Raw genomic sequence first — 15,833 nt, forward strand, 5'->3', positions numbered from 1 at the left:
TTATTGCTTTTTTCTGTGGATAAGTGGTGAATAAGTGGAAAAAAGTGGGGGAAAGTGGTAAATTTATGAATGAGCTTGAAAGGAGGATTAGACGCATGTTTATGGGCGAGTATCAACATACGCTGGACGACAAGTCCCGTTTAATCATCCCGGCTAAGTTTAGAAATCAATTGGGTGATACCTTTGTCGTCACTCGTTGGATGGAACACTCCTTATTCGCTTTTCCTAAAGACGAATGGGATAAATTTGAAGAAAAATTGAATAAACTTCCTTTTGGGGCCAAAGATGCCCGCGCTTTTCGTCGCTTCGTGCTCGCTGGGGCAATTGAATCAGATTTTGACAAGCAGGGAAGAATAATTATTCCTACGGTATTGAAAGAACACGCGCAGCTGAATAAAAACGTCGTAATTACCGGTTCAGGCAATGGTTTTGAAATTTGGAGCAAGGACAACTGGGAAGAATATACAGCTGGTACGGCCGAGAATTTTGATCAGATTGCCGAGGAATTAACGGACTTCGACCTATGACCGCAGATTATGGACACGTTACAGTTTTTCTGCGACAGGCAGTAGAAAATCTGGCCGTAAAAACTAATGGAATTTATGTCGATGCGACGCTTGGAGGCGGAGGCCATACTGATTTGTTGCTGAAGAAAGCACTTCACGGACATGTTTACAGCTTCGATCAAGATGAAAACGCGATTGATTTCAATAAAAAGCGTTTTTCAAAAGAGATATCTGAAGGGCGCCTTAGTTTGATTCATTCAAATTTTCAGAATCTAATCAAGGAATTAAATTTACTGAAGGTTTTTGCGATAGATGGTATTGTATTTGATCTTGGTGTCAGTTCCCCTCAGTTCGATGATGAAAAACGCGGTTTTAGTTATCGTAGCGATGCCCGTCTGGATATGCGGATGGATCAAAGTCAAAGCCTTGATGCCTATCAAATTGTTAATACTTGGGAATATAAAGATCTTGCTTCAATTATTAATCGCTATGGTGAAGAAAAATTTGCGAGTTCAATCGCGAGAAAAATTATCAAACGAAGAGAAGTTCAACCAATCATAACCACCGAAGAACTCGTCGAAACGATTAAAGAAGCTTTGCCCGACAAAATTCTGCATAAAAAAGGCCACCCGGCTAAAAAAACTTTTCAAGCAATTAGAATTGCTGTCAATGATGAATTGAATGTTTTACAAGAAGCTCTCAAACAGGCCAGTCAATTGCTTAACAGTGGAGGCAGAATTTCGGTAATTACTTTTCAATCACTGGAAGATCGGATTGTTAAACATTTTTTCAATCAATTGGCAACCAAAAACCAACTTCCAAGCAAACTTCCAGTACCGGATAAGTTTATTCAAGAAGAATTCAAGTTGCTGACAAAACATCCGCTTATACCTTCCGTAGAAGAAATAGAAGAAAACCATCGCGCTCACAGCGCTAAACTTCGAGTTTTGGAGAAAAACTAATGGCACAAAATGCACCGTCAATTACATATCGAAAATTAAAAGACGATCGTCCGTCCTTAACGGTAGTTCCGCCAAAAACCAAGCAGCAGACTTTTAAAAAGGCTCGCTGGTCTTTGAATGATTATATTTTTGTATTTATAATCTCGGCACTTGTCGGAGCAGTGATGTTTGCCAGCCTTCTTCTTTCCAATGCAACTACCAGCGTTAATAATCAACTGGAAACGGCCAGCAGCCAAATCACCAAATTAAAAAGTGAAAATGACAAATCAAAACAAAAAATTACTCAAATGACCAGTTTGTCTGCCTTAAAAAGTTTTGCAAAAAAGAATGGTATGACAATGAATTCGGAAAACGTACAAAATATTGATAAATAGTGGAAAAGAAAAAGCGTAAAACTTCAAAAACAAGTCCAATTAATCGGAGCAAAAGAGCCGGAATGATGATTTTCTTTACCATTTCGGTTATTTTGTTGGCTCTAGCGATTCATTTTATTTATGTTTCAGCTACCAGAACTGTTAAGGGTCGTAAATTATCGGAAAGCGAATTAAAACATTTTGTGTCCAATCAGACGGTTCAGGCGAAAAGAGGGGGAATCTTCGATTCGACCGGTCAGGTGCTGGCTGAAAATACAACTACATATAATCTTTATGCCATCGTTGATAAAAGCTATAAATCCAATGGCAAAGCTTTGTACGTCGTTAACAAGAAAAAGACTGCGAAGTTTTTAGCAAAAGTAATTGACATGAAAGAAAGTGATATTTTAAAGCGTTTGAATGCCAAAAAAGGTACTTTTCAAGTCGAGTTCGGTTCTGCCGGCCAAAATCTAAGTATTTCTCAACACGATAAAATTGTGGCTGCAAAACTTCCCGGCTTAAAATTCACGACAAACGCTTCCCGTCTTTACCCAAATGGAGTTTTTGCTTCGCAAATCGTTGGTTTGACAAGTACTAAAAGCAATTCTAAAATGACCGGAATTATGGGGATTGAGGAATCCATGAATAAATATCTGGCTGGAAAAAGCGGTGTTAAAACCGTTCAGGAAACCGCTACTGGTGTTCCTTTGACTTCTTCGACGAATAAAAAGGTCAAAGATGGCGATGATGTTTATTTAACTCTGAATTACAATCTCCAGTACCAATTGGAAAGTTTAATGAGTCATGTCTATAAGGTGACCAAGCCAAAAGCAATGACGGCTATGTTGGTAAATGCCAAAACCGGAGCAATTTTGGCAGCAACACAAAGGCCGACATTCAACGCTTCTACAAAAAAAGGTCTTAGCAATATGTGGGATAATTTGCTCGTCCAGGATCCAATCGAACCGGGATCGACAATGAAGGTCTTCACTTTGTCGGCTGCAATCGATACTGGCCATTGGAATCCGACTGCGACTTTCAAATCAGGCGAGCTGAGTATTGGCAGCCAAAAAGTTTACGATGCTGAAGATAACATGGGAGTCCTCACCTATCGGGAAGGATTCGCAAGGTCATCCAATGTTGCGTTTGCAAAAACGGAAATCAGCATGGGCCCAACGATTTGGCGAAAGTATATCAACAAATTCCGTTTTCTTAAAGCGACTAAAACAATGCTTCCAAACGAATCGGCCGGATCAATTGTTTTCAATGAACCGATTGAACAGGCGGATACAGCATTTGGACAAGGTATCGATGTAACGCCAATGCAGATCGTTCAAGCCCTGACGGCCGTGGCCAATAATGGACGAGAAATTAGACCCTATCTTGTATCAAAAGTTGTTAACCCTGATACAAATAAAGTCGTGTATAAAAATAAAAAAAAGTTTCTTTCCCGTACGATGAAAAAATCGACTGCCGAACAGGTCAGAAAAGATATGATCGATGTTGTTAATTTATCCGACGGAACCGCAAAGACGTATTCGCTTGCAAAAGAAGGTTACCAGATCGCTGCTAAAACCGGAACCGCTCAGATTGCAATCAATGGTAAGTACACTGACAATTATGACGAGTCAACTCATTCGGTTGAGGTTTTGGTGCCGGCAAAACATCCTAAGTTCATCTTTTACATGTACTTAAGAGAACCGGAGAAGTTCATCGGCGGTCTGGCTGATACTACGATCAACACGGTTTTTCATCCACTAATTTTGTCTGCTCTGAATGCTGCAAAGGCAAATAGTAATGTTAAAGTTAAAAATGCTACAGTTCCCGATTTACAAGGAAAAATTGCTTCTGGAGTAGAATCTACTCTAAAGAATGCCGGTTTAAATCCGATTATCATCGGAGACAGATCAAAAAAAATCACTTCACAATCGATTAGTGCCGATACAAAGATTGTTAGTGGCCAAAAGATTTTTGTCAAAACATCCGGCGATGTTATCATGCCGAACATGAATGGATGGTCGATCTCAGATGTTTCGACCTTTGCCAGTTTAACTGGAATCAAGCTTTCTTATTCTGGAGCCGGTAAGGTTATTTCGCAGAGTATTAGCGCTAAGAGTACTATAAAAAAGGGAGAAAATTTGGGGGTAAAATTACAATGATTTTTCAAATATTTTCCGCCTTGCTGATTGGTTTTCTAATCGCTTTCGCGGCCATTCCTTTTCTGATTGGATATTTAACCAGTCGCGGGGAAGTTGGAGTTGAGAGAAGCGGCAAACATGGTTTTGGAGTTGATACTTCCGGGAAAAACGGCACTCCTTCAATGGGAGGAGTCACTTTCATTTTGAGTTCTCTTTTTGCGACTTTGATCGTGATGTTTCTTTTTCGTCTGGATTCGCTGAATATAATCTTTTTTATTGTCAGTTTTCTGTCCTTTGGATTAATCGGTTTAATCGATGATGCCTTGAAAGTCTTTTATCATCGTGACGAGGGCTTTCGATTTATTCCAAAATTAATTGCCCAAATTATTTCGGCCGCTTTGATCACAATTATATTGGTGGCAGTTCATATTCCCGACAAATTGACTTTTCCTTTTTTTAGAGCGTTGCCTCTCTATTTTTTGGTACAGTTCATTTTTTATTTGGTTTGGTTTGTCGGTTGGAGCAATGCGGCTAATTTTGTTGATGGAATTGATGGTCTTTTGGCCGGAATCGCTTTACTGATTTTTGCCGGTTATGGAATTATTGGGATTAAAGAAAATCAGAATCTAATGGTTATTTTCGATTTTTCTGTTGTTGGCTCTTTGCTGGCTTATTTTATTTTCAATCGACCAAAAGCAAAGATTTTCATGGGTGATTGTGGAAGTATGGCACTTGGAGCCGGAATGGCTATCAATGCGATTTTTTTGCAACATCCCTGGAGTCTTTTATGGTTTGGACTGATATTGGCGCTTGATACCATTTCGGTTATGATTCAAGTTCTTGTTTATCATTTCTTTCACGTTCGGGTTTTTCCGGTTGCCCCTTTACAACATAGTTTTCAAAGGGCCGGTTGGAGCGAATGGAAAATCGATAGCTTGTTTTGGACTATTCAGCTTATAATTACCATGATTGGAGTATTTGTATGGATCAAATGAATTATCAGAATAAAAAAGTATTGGTTTACGGCTGGGCCCGTTCCGGAAAGGCTGTTTATCAGCTTTTAAAAAAAATTGGAGCGAACGTGTATGTAACAGCCGACGAAGAACCAACCGATCTTTTTGATGATGTTAATTTTGTTGATGATATAGATGAAAGTTTTGATTTATTGGTTAAAAATCCAGGCATTCGCTACGAAAAAGAAATCATTAAAAAAGCTCTGAATTTAAATATACCTGTAATTACGGAAGTTCAGGTCGCACTTGATCAGTTCAAAGGAGAAGTCCTTGCTGTTACCGGTTCGAATGGTAAAACGACTACTACTACTTTAATTGGGAAAATGCTTAAAGCCGATAATGTCGACGTAAAAGTCGGTGGAAATATTGGAATTCCAGTAAGCGAATTAATGTTATCCGACAGTCAGCCAAGAGTTTTGATGCTTGAATTATCTAGTTTTCAATTGTTGGGAGCTCAGAATATTAAGCCGAAAATAGCCGTTATAACGAATCTTTTTTCTTCGCATATTGATTTTCATCATACTAGGGAAAACTATCTTCGGGCCAAGTTTTCGATCACTCAGCACCAAACAAAGGATGATTATCTGGTTTTAAACGATTCTTCGATCGACTCCAAGGATTTTGCAAAACGTTCTCAGGCAGATGATTATTACTTTTCTCCGACAAACACTTCTGTCAATACATATGTTAATGATGGAACAATTTATTTCGATGATGAAAAAATAATCGACCTTTCGAAGGTTGTTCTGGTTGGTGAACATAATTTGGAAAATATTCTAGCGGCTGTTACGGCAGCGAAGATATTTGGAGTTTCAAACCGGGCGATTGAGAAAGTTCTCACTTCATTTAAAGGTCTTGAACATCGCTTGGAAGCGGTCGGAGTAATTAAAGAACGAACTATTTACAACGATTCTAAGGCGACCGATATCGAGGCTACGCAAAAAGCTTTGGCAAGCTTCAAAGAACCGATCAATTTAATTGCCGGCGGACTTGATCGCGGCGATGATTTGAATCGTTTGGTGCCTAATTTCAAAAATGTTGTCAGTTTGATCACTTATGGCCAAACCAAAAATAAATTACAAAGCGCTGGCGAAAAGGCTGGCATTAAGCAGACCGTTGTTGTCGATACTTTAAAGGAGGCTGTTGCCAAGGCAAAAGAGCTTAGCAGGCCTGGCCAAGTATTGCTTTTCAGCCCAGCTGCTGCCAGTTGGGATCAGTTTCCTAATTTCGAGATTCGGGGAGAGGAGTTTAAAAAAATGATCAAAAATCGGGAGGGCTGGTCATGAGAATAATAGTTTCCGGTGGAGGAACTGGTGGCCATATTTATCCAGCGTTGGCTTTGGTTGAATCGCTTTTAAAACACGAGCCTGATTCAAAAGTTCTTTATATTGGCTCTTTTCGTGGATTAGAGGGGTCAATTGTTCCAAAGACTGGATTGGATTTCAAACAGCTGCATGTCCAGGGATTTTCCCGTTCGCTTTCTTTAACCAATTTTAAGACGGTTGATTTGTTTATTAAGGCTGTCAAAAAATCCAAACATATTATTCACGATTTTAAACCGGATATCGTGCTTGGGACCGGCGGTTATGTTAGCGGAGCTGTTTTGTATGCTGCTCAAAGACTCCGGATTCCAACTGTGATCAATGAACAGAATTCGATTGCGGGAGTTACCAACAAGTTTCTTAGTCGGGGTGCTGATCGGATTGCAATCAGTTTTCCGCATGCTGCCAATCAGTTTCCAAAAGACAAGGTTGTTTTAACCGGAAACCCTCGCGGCCAGCAGGTTTTTGAGAAAAAAGGCGATTTTAGTCTAACGGAATTTGATTTGGATCCAAAACTTCCGACGGTTTTGATTTTTGGCGGATCTGGCGGAGCCTTGAAACTAAATTCCGCAGTTGTTAATTTTGCCAATCGTTTTTCCGAACAGAAGAAATTTCAGGCTATCTTTGTGACCGGGAGAAAATATTTTGATTCCGTCAGCAACCAATTGGCCGATTTGAAAATTAACAGCTCTAATTTTGTTGTTTTGCCTTATTTGGATAATATGGACGATGTGTTGCCGAAAATCGATCTTTTGATTAGCAGATCGGGAGCAACGACTTTAGCCGAAATCACTGCATTAGGGATTCCTTCGATCTTGATTCCTTCGCCAAACGTTACAGCTAATCATCAAGAAAAAAATGCTCGCCAATTAGAAGAACGCGGTGCGGCGGAAGTTATTTTGGAAAGCGACCTCTCTTCGGCGATGCTTTATCATGATTTGAGTGAACTTTTGAGCCATAAAAGTAAATTAGAGTCGATGGCGCAAGCTGCAAAAAAACTTGGCCATCCGGATGCTGCCGATAAATTATATAAATTATTAGTGCAAGTTATTAATGAGCGTAAGCAAGAAACAACGAAATAAAAATAATTCCAAGTGGCCGATAGTGCGTTTATCTTCCCATGGGAAAAAGACCGTTTCCACTTCGAATAATCCAGTTTTTAATAGAATTGGATTGTTTTTTACTGCAGCGATTTTATTTGCTCTTTTTTTACAAATGCTGTTTTTTTTACGTCCCTGGCAGGATATTAAAGAAACGAAAGTTTATACTTTCCAGATGGATTACCGGCAGGTCTTAAAGAAAGTCGATTTAAAAGTTGGTGATCCCTATTGGCGGTGGGCTGGCCAGGGGCAAACAATCAATCGAAGAATTAAAAATGATTCAATGATTCGATCGCTTAGTCTGCGACTTTCCAAAAATGGCACAGCCATTATTCGTGTTAACGAAAATTTGACGGCCGGATTTGTTCAGATCAAGCAAAAATGGTACCGAATGGATCAAAATGCCCATTTAAGCAGTAAGAGTATCCAGCCTGACGGGAAAACACCGGTTTATACAGACTTTAAAAATGGTTCGAAAATTTTAAAAAAGACGATCACAGCCTATTTATCAATGGATAAAGTCATGAGATTGGCAGTTGCACAAATTATATATTCACCGGTTAAAAGTTCTCCCAACCGTCTTGCTTTGGTTATGAATGATGGAAATTTGGTATACGCTAATCCTTCATCCCTGGCCAAACGAATGGATTTATATCCAAAGATGGTTGCTACAATGGAGGAAAAAGGAATTAAAAATGGAGTAATCGATCTTCAGTACGGTGGTTATGCGCGTAAATTCGAGAACTCTGATGATAATTTGCTCAGTTCTTTGAGTTCCGATAAAAGTAAATCAAGTTCAAAAAGCAGCAATAGTTCAAAATAGATTAAAAAAGACCTTTTTTTCTCTTTAAAAGTGGCGAACAAATGTTTGAAAATTAAGATGATTTTAAACAGCTTTAATCTGTAGCCAATCACTGTTAAATTTGTGTTTGTTGGATATGAATAATGATGTGATAGTCGGCTTAGATGTCGGCTCAGATAAAATTAAATGTGTAGTCATTAAAAAGACTCCTAATCAGCGATACGGAATTGTTGCTGTTGGCGAAACACCGAGCAGGGGTGTCAAGCATGGAATGGTCGTTGATATTGCTGCTGCCAGTCAGGCGATTTCCCAGGCGATTTCCCAGGCTCAAAGCAAAGCCAATATAGTAATCAACGACGTTACCATTTCGATACCGGCAATTCAAATTTCGATGCTCCATTTACATGGTTCGGTGAATGTTGCCCGTAATGACAAGCGAATCACGGAAGATGACGTTATCAATGCTTTTAGACAGGCGATTTCGACCGCAAAACTTCCACCTAATCAAGAAGTTGTTGATATTGTGCCGGAAGAATTTGTAATTGATGGTTTTGGACAGGTTCCTAATCCATTGGATATGGTTGGTGTTATTCTAGAAGTCAATGCCCAAGCTTTTGTTGGTCCTAAAACTATTATTGAAAACCTGAAAACAGCTGTTAAACAAGCTCGATTGAATGTTTCGGAATTAATTCTTTCACCGATTTCCGAAAGCGGCTTGATTCTTTCCGAAAGCGAGCAAAACGAGGGCAGCATTATTGTCGACCTTGGAGCATCACAGACAACTGCTTCAATTGTTCAAGGACATCAGCTTCAATTTATTGCCAATATTCAACAAGGAGGTGCCTATATTACTTCCGATATCCGAGTTGTTTTGGATCAGCAAAATCAGATTAGCATCAACTTTGATCAGGCTGAACAAATTAAAAGAGATTTTGGTTATGCAGATCCTCTGAAACTTAATAGTACTCGCGTGATTGAATTAAATCGGGCTGGAACCGGGCAGGTTCAAAATGTCCCAGTAACGTATTTATCACAGATTATTGGCGCCCGTTTGGAGGAAATCTCTTCAGAATTATATGCACATTTAAATCAATTACAGTCAATGGCCGTTCCAAGAAAAATGATCCTGACCGGAGGCGGGGCGGCTTTGGCCGGGATTGATGATTTGTTCAATAAACGTTTTAATAAAGATGTTCTGGTCTTTGTTCCGCAAGAAATCGGATTAAGACATCCTTCGTTTGTTAACGCTCTGTCGGTAGCTAATTATGTTGCCAATCAATCAATGACAGACTGGCTAGCAAAGCGTACACTTAATCTAGCCCTGGTTTCTCCAAGCGCGAATTTTGTTGACACGAATTCTGGAGTAAAAAACCAGAAAGCAAGAAATCCCAATCGCGGCAAAAAAGCCGATAAAAAGCCAAGTTTTCTTGATAAAATAAAAGAATATTACTCGCAGATGTTCGAATAGAATAAGAGGTAAAAATGGTAGCTAGAAAAAAAGCAACAGAAAATAATAATAACGATCTTGTGATGCCTGCAGCTCAGTCGGGTTATGGCGCCAATATTAAGGTTATCGGTGTCGGCGGCGGCGGATCAAATGCGATTGACCGCATGATTGAGGAGGGCATTGAAGGTGTGCAATTTATTGTCGCCAATACCGATATGCAGGCTTTGAGTGCTTCGAAAGCTCCGAACAAATTACAATTGGGACCTAAATTGACTCGCGGCCTTGGTGCCGGATCGACACCTGAAGTTGGTGAGAAAGCTGGTGAGGAATCTCAGCAATCAATTCAGGAAGTATTGCAGGGAGCTGATTTGGTTTTTGTTACTGCCGGAATGGGTGGCGGAACCGGAAATGGTGCTGCACCGGTTATTGCTCGGATTGCTAGAGAAGTTGGGGCTTTAACGGTTGGCGTTGTTACTCGTCCGTTTAATTTTGAAGGACCAAAAAGAGCTCGTTTTGCTGCCGAAGGAATTGCCAAGTTAAAGGAAAACGTCGATACTCTGGTTGTTGTTTCAAATAATCGCCTGCTTGAGATTATGGATCGAAAAGCTTCTTTGGCTGATTCCTTTAGAGCTGCCGATAATACTCTCCTACAGGGTGTTCGGGGAATTTCTGATTTGATCACAAAGCCCGGCATCATTAATTTGGACTTTGCGGATGTTAAAACAATTATGACTAATGGCGGGATGGCTTTGATGGGAATCGGTTCTGCTACAGGAGAAAACCGAGCAGCCGAGGCAACCAAAGCTGCTATTGCATCTCCATTGCTGGAAGTCGACTTAAAGGGTGCTTCCGATGTGATCTTGAGTGTAACCGGTTCAGCAGATATGTCCCTGTATGAAGCGCAGACGGCTGCTGATGTTGTTACTCAAGCTGCTGGGCAGGATGTCAACATTGTCTTTGGAACTTCTGTCGACGATAAGCTTGAAGATGAAGTGCGTGTAACGGTTGTTGCAACTCATATCAATCAGGCTCCGGGCCAAAGCCAGGATGGACCCGACTCAACTGATGTTTTTACGGTTGATACCCCAGCAGAACAGTCTTCTTCGAGTTCTGATCAAACTAACAAAAAAGGTTCTGTTTTTGACGATATTCCAAATGTAACGGTTGATCCTGTTACTGGAAATAACAAAGTTGTACCTAATTCATCTGCAGCACCAAAATCATCGCTTGCTCAACCCGAACAAAAGCAGAGTTCCGGAAAGCTTTTTGAAGATTGGCAATTAAACACGGTTCATCGGGGACGTAATCAATCTTCCCAATCGAATAATTCACCTTTTAATAATGATCAACAGTTCAGCAATAATCAGTCACAGCAAAGTTCTTCATTTAATCAATCAAGTGATCCGTCTAGTGATGATGATTCATCTTCAAGACCTTCATTTTTTAAGCGTCACTAAATAGTTTTTTAGGAGTAGATATGGCATTTTCGTTTAAAAGTTTTTTCGGCGGAGCAGACGACGAGGAAGAAGAATATGAGGATTCCGGTTATGAACAGCAGCCTAATCAAGGGCAGCAGCAGCCGGTAAATTCGCAGCAGCAGAATACTTCCAATCAAAGTTACAGCGGTTATAACAATCAAAATCAGAACCGAAACGGTTTTGCTTATGATAATGGTTACCGTCAGCAACCAAAGATGTCGGCAGTTAATTCTTCAACCCAATCTGCAAATAACTCAGCAAAAATCGATAGCCATATCGCTCTATTTGTTCCGAAAGTTTTTTCTGATGCTAAAACAATTGTTAATCAGTTATTGTTGCATGAAGCGGTGATTGTTAATTTTTCGGCGATCGATGAAACACAATCTGCCAAAATAGTTGATTTTGTCGCTGGTGCTATTTATGCTGTCGAAGGGTCGATCGAAAAGATTTCCGATGAGATTTGGCTAATTGCACCAAACAATTATGCGGTTTCCGGATCTGGTTCGGCTGCGAATTCAATGGGGCAAAATGCTCGCTTCTAATTCTTTATACTACATATACCTAATAATTCACTGGGTAATTAGTCTTTATTCGTGGATTATTTTTTTATGGGCAATTATGAGCTGGCTGCCGATTAACTTTAGTTCTAAATTTCTTTATTGGTTAAATTGGATTGTCGAACCTTTTATTAATATTTTCAGACGCTTTATTCCAACGTTTGCCGGGATTGATTTTTCACCAATTATTGCGATATTGGTCTTGCAATTTGCCAATCGTGGATTGGCGCTTATTTTTGTACAATTATTGCAATGACAAATTTTGATGTTAACTTAAACCACTATTCCGATGCCGAAAAAATTTTTGCAAAGCAGGTACTCGATTGGTTTTTTCAGGCAGATGAAAAAAGCTTTTTAACTGTTTTTTTGAACCCACAAGAGCAGAAAATTTTACTTGAGTTGGCGAAGCAGATTGGATTTTCTGTTCGTTTCGGCGGTGGTTACCAAAGGGCTGAAAATAAACGCGCCCTAATCGGCGATCATAAAGAAAATGATTTTCAAATATCTCTTCTCCAATTGAATTATGCTTCTCATTACGTTCACCTTCATCATTCAACTGTTTTAGGAAGTTTGCTGCATCACGGAATTTCCTATGATCGTATTGGCGATGTGATTCATGAAAACGATAATTGGCAGCTTTTAATTGATTCTAGTTTGGCCGATTTTGTGGTTGAAAATGTCAAACGGGCGGCTTCCAAGAAAATTACTTTTGAGAAAATTTCCTTTGAAAAAATTTTAAACCCTCAATCGGATGAAAAGGAAAAGGAAATAGTTATTTCCTCACAGAGAATCGACCTTTTGATTAGCCAGATATACAATTTTTCCCGTGCCCATGCGAAAGATTTAATCGAAACCGGCCAGGTTATGGTTAATTGGTTCGAGAAGGATAATACGAGTTATTTGGCCAAATTGGGCGATGTGGTTTCGACGCATGGCTATGGTCGAATTCGTTTGATTACCACTCGGGGGACGACTAATCGAAATAAAATACGTTTAAAGATTGGAATTGTCGGAAAAGGGTAGAATTTTTCCGATAGTTTTGTATAATGACTTTATATTCTGGAACAGAAAGTTAGAGTTTATGCGCACAGAGAGCCGGAACGCTGGAAACCGGTCGCCGATGAATTCTTTCAGATCAGCCGGTTAAAATAATTAATTTAGAAACGCTGAGGCGCACTGACCAAGTGCGTGAAGTTGGGTGGTACCACGTGAGAACGTCCCGATAATTCGAGGCGTTTTTTATTTTATCTAAGGAGCTTTATGAAGATTAAAGATACACTACATTTAGGACATACAAATTTTCCGATGCGAGGAAGTTTACCAAAAACCGAGCCCACGCGTGAGAAACAATGGGAAGACGATCACTTGTATGAAAAAAGGCTTGATTTAAACAAAAATAAAGCTCATTTCAACTTGCATGACGGACCGCCATATGCGAATGGAAATATTCATATCGGCCATGCAATGAACAAAATATCCAAGGATATCATTGTCCGTTATAAGAATATGACCGGTTATAATGCTCCTTACGTTCCCGGATGGGATACGCATGGTTTGCCAATCGAACAGCAATTAACAAAAGCCGGCTATGATCGAAAATCAATGTCGAAGGCTGATTGGCGTCGTTTGGCTCATGATTATGCCTTAAAACAGGTTGAGATGCAAAAACGCGATTTCAAACGGCTTGGTGTGCTTGGCGAGTGGGATAATCCTTATTTAACCTTGAATCCGGAATTTGAAGCAGCTCAGGTTCGTGTTTTTGGTGCAATGGCCGGTAAGGGATATATCTATCGGGGCTTAAAACCGGTTTACTGGTCTTGGAGTTCGGAATCGGCTTTGGCCGAGGCCGAGGTCGAATACCATGATTTGGAGTCGACATCACTTTTTTATGCTAATCGTGTCAAAGACGGTAAAGGGGTTTTGGATAATGATACCTATCTGGTTGTTTGGACAACTACGCCATTCACGATTACTGCCTCACGCGGGATTACAGTTGGGCCTAATTTTGATTATGTGCTGGTCAAGCCGAAGGGACAGACTAGTAAATATGTTGTTGCGAAGGCTCTGCTCGAAGAGAATGCTGCCAGGTTCGGCTGGAAAGAACCAGAAGTCCTGGCAACTTATAAAGGCATTGATCTTGATAAAATTACCGTTGAGCACCCTTGGGATAAAAACATTACAGAATTGGTTATGAACGCCGATCACGTTACTCTTGATTCTGGTACCGGACTGGTTCACACGGCTCCTGGTTTTGGTGAAGATGATTACAATGTCGGCATGAAATATGGCCTTCCGATTGATATGACAGTTGATTCAAAGGGTTATCTTATGAAAAGCGCCGGAAGTGATTTCGAGGGTAAATTCTATGATGATGTTGTTCCTTTGGTAATTGAGAAATTGAAAAAGGCCGGTTTATGGTTGGCAACTGAAAAGATTAAACATTCGTATCCTTTTGACTGGCGGACAAAAAAACCGATTATCTGGCGGGCCGTTCCTCAATGGTTCGTTTCAATCGAACCATTTAGAAAAGAAATTCTTGATCAGATAAAAGATGTTAAGTTTTATCCCGATTGGGGTGAAGTTCGTCTGTACAATATGATTAAAGATCGTGGCGATTGGGTTATTTCCCGTCAACGTGTCTGGGGTGTTCCATTACCGATTTTCTATGCAGAAGACGGTACACCGATTGTTGATGAAAAATTGATCGATCATGTTGCTGATTTGTTTGCCAAACATGGTTCAACTTATTGGTTCGAACACACAGCTAAAGAGCTTCTTCCAGATGGATATACTAACGAACACAGTCCGAATGGCAAATTCACAAAAGAAGAAGACATTATGGACGTTTGGTTTGATTCTGGTTCGAGTTGGTCGGGAGTGATGCAGGAAAGATCTTATCTCGATTATCCGGCTGATGTTTATTTGGAGGGGGCAGACCAGTTCCGTGGATGGTTTAATTCCAATATCATAACTTCAGTTGCTGTTAACGGAATTGCGCCTTACAAATCTGTGATTGCCCAGGGATTTGTTTTTGATGATAAGGGACAAAAGATGTCCAAATCCTTGGGAAATATTATTTCGCCAAATGATGTTGCCAATCAAATGGGCACAGAGATTGTCCGCCTTTGGGTTATGAGCATTGATTCCAGTCAGGATGTTCATGTTTCAAAAGATATTTTAAAACAGGTTTCCGAGTCATATCGCAAAATCCGTAACACAATGCGATTTTTGTTAGCGAATACCGAAGATTTCGATCCTAAGAAAAATTCAGTAGCTTTTTCCGACCGCGAGCCGATTGATAAATGGATGACAGCTGATTTCAATCAATTTATTAAAGACTGGCATGAAAAGATGGGTCGATATGATTTTTATGATTTGTTCAAACAATTAATTAACTTCGTCTCAAACGATCTCTCAGCCTTTTATTTAGATGTGGCAAAAGATATTGTTTATATCGATGAAGCAGATTCTTCTGAACGTCGTTCAATGCAGACCGTTTTTTATGAAATATCTGTTAAATTAACAAAATTATTGACTCCTTTTTTGCCCCACACTGCTGAAGAACTTTGGGAGAATCTAAAAGAGCCGGAAGCTTATGCATATTTGTCTGAGGCGCCGCGTTTTGAGAAATTGGCCGATGCTGATAATTTATTGAAAGATTGGGATTACTTCTTCAAATTCCGCGATCTTGTTAATAAAGAGCTGGAAAATGCCCGCGAAAAGACCTTAATTGGGAAAAATGCCGAGGCAGCTTTGCAGGTCACTCTAACCGAAAAGCAAATGGAAGTTTTCGACCATCTTCAACTTGATATCAGGAAACTGTTAATGGTCAGTCAATTAAAAGAGACGAAAGGCCAGGAAACAAAGGCCGAAGTCACTCATGCTTCTGGTCAGGTTGATCCTCGTGATCGTCTTTACCATGATGATATTGGTGCCGATACAAAATTCCCGATGTTTTCCAAGAAAAATGCTGAAATTGTTGAACACGATTTCCCTGATTTAACTTCTGAACAATTGGAAGACTGATAAAAAATATTTTGAAACGGAAATTAATTTTTCCGTTTTTTTATTGCCCGAGTTTAATTTTATTTAAATCTCCTTTATAGTCCCCAAAAACACAAACACGAAATATTTTTTAAAATCTTAATTAAATTG

General features: G+C 39.8%; 14 protein-coding genes. All 14 read left to right on the forward strand.

The window, feature by feature from the left end:
- Positions 1-95 precede the first annotated feature (95 nt).
- Positions 96-527: a division/cell wall cluster transcriptional repressor MraZ gene (mraZ, locus tag J3U91_RS04535; RefSeq protein ID WP_002818997.1), complete on the forward strand. Its 432-nt coding sequence runs from the start codon at positions 96-98 to the stop codon at positions 525-527.
- Positions 524-1,468: a 16S rRNA (cytosine(1402)-N(4))-methyltransferase RsmH gene (gene rsmH, locus J3U91_RS04540; RefSeq protein WP_002818996.1), complete on the forward strand. Its 945-nt coding sequence runs from the start codon at positions 524-526 to the stop codon at positions 1,466-1,468. Before mraZ ends, rsmH begins: the two co-directional genes overlap by 4 nt.
- Positions 1,468-1,842 carry a cell division protein FtsL gene (gene ftsL2 / locus J3U91_RS04545; protein WP_002817655.1) on the forward strand — a complete coding sequence of 125 codons (375 nt, stop codon included), beginning with the start codon at positions 1,468-1,470 and terminating at the stop codon, positions 1,840-1,842. Before rsmH ends, ftsL2 begins: the two co-directional genes overlap by 1 nt.
- Positions 1,842-3,980 carry a penicillin-binding protein gene (locus J3U91_RS04550; RefSeq protein WP_002818995.1) on the forward strand — a complete coding sequence of 713 codons (2,139 nt, stop codon included), beginning with the start codon at positions 1,842-1,844 and terminating at the stop codon, positions 3,978-3,980. Before ftsL2 ends, J3U91_RS04550 begins: the two co-directional genes overlap by 1 nt.
- Positions 3,977-4,954: a phospho-N-acetylmuramoyl-pentapeptide-transferase gene (locus tag J3U91_RS04555; RefSeq protein WP_002818994.1), complete on the forward strand. Its 978-nt coding sequence runs from the start codon at positions 3,977-3,979 to the stop codon at positions 4,952-4,954. Before J3U91_RS04550 ends, J3U91_RS04555 begins: the two co-directional genes overlap by 4 nt.
- The gene (murD, locus tag J3U91_RS04560) at positions 4,942-6,258 is read left to right on the forward strand and encodes a UDP-N-acetylmuramoyl-L-alanine--D-glutamate ligase (RefSeq protein ID WP_002818992.1); all 1,317 of its coding nucleotides are present in this window, start codon (positions 4,942-4,944) and stop codon (positions 6,256-6,258) included. Before J3U91_RS04555 ends, murD begins: the two co-directional genes overlap by 13 nt.
- Complete coding sequence (gene murG / locus J3U91_RS04565; RefSeq protein WP_002817653.1) at positions 6,255-7,376, forward strand: undecaprenyldiphospho-muramoylpentapeptide beta-N-acetylglucosaminyltransferase; 1,122 nt, start codon at positions 6,255-6,257, stop codon at positions 7,374-7,376. Before murD ends, murG begins: the two co-directional genes overlap by 4 nt.
- 22 nt (positions 7,377-7,398) lie before the next feature.
- Positions 7,399-8,217, forward strand: coding sequence for a cell division protein FtsQ/DivIB (locus J3U91_RS04570; RefSeq protein WP_002818990.1), 819 nt, complete (start codon positions 7,399-7,401; stop codon positions 8,215-8,217).
- Between the two features lie 115 nt (positions 8,218-8,332).
- Entirely contained in the window at positions 8,333-9,664 is a 1,332-nt protein-coding gene (gene ftsA, locus J3U91_RS04575; protein ID WP_002818989.1) for a cell division protein FtsA, read from the forward strand.
- Positions 9,665-9,678: 14 nt separating this feature from the next.
- Positions 9,679-11,100 carry a cell division protein FtsZ gene (gene ftsZ, locus J3U91_RS04580; protein ID WP_002818988.1) on the forward strand — a complete coding sequence of 474 codons (1,422 nt, stop codon included), beginning with the start codon at positions 9,679-9,681 and terminating at the stop codon, positions 11,098-11,100.
- 20 nt (positions 11,101-11,120) lie between these two features.
- Positions 11,121-11,663 carry a cell division protein SepF gene (locus tag J3U91_RS04585; RefSeq protein ID WP_002817650.1) on the forward strand — a complete coding sequence of 181 codons (543 nt, stop codon included), beginning with the start codon at positions 11,121-11,123 and terminating at the stop codon, positions 11,661-11,663.
- Entirely contained in the window at positions 11,650-11,934 is a 285-nt protein-coding gene (locus tag J3U91_RS04590) for a YggT family protein (protein WP_075646592.1), read from the forward strand. Before J3U91_RS04585 ends, J3U91_RS04590 begins: the two co-directional genes overlap by 14 nt.
- Positions 11,931-12,701 carry a YlmH family RNA-binding protein gene (locus J3U91_RS04595; RefSeq protein WP_002818985.1) on the forward strand — a complete coding sequence of 257 codons (771 nt, stop codon included), beginning with the start codon at positions 11,931-11,933 and terminating at the stop codon, positions 12,699-12,701. Before J3U91_RS04590 ends, J3U91_RS04595 begins: the two co-directional genes overlap by 4 nt.
- 237 nt (positions 12,702-12,938) lie before the next feature.
- On the forward strand, positions 12,939-15,704 hold the full coding sequence (gene ileS / locus J3U91_RS04600; protein ID WP_002818984.1) for an isoleucine--tRNA ligase: 2,766 nt from the start codon (positions 12,939-12,941) through the stop codon (positions 15,702-15,704).
- Positions 15,705-15,833 lie beyond the last annotated feature (129 nt).

Source organism: Oenococcus oeni (assembly GCF_020510245.1).
Taxonomy (GTDB): Bacteria; Bacillota; Bacilli; order Lactobacillales; family Lactobacillaceae; genus Oenococcus; species Oenococcus oeni.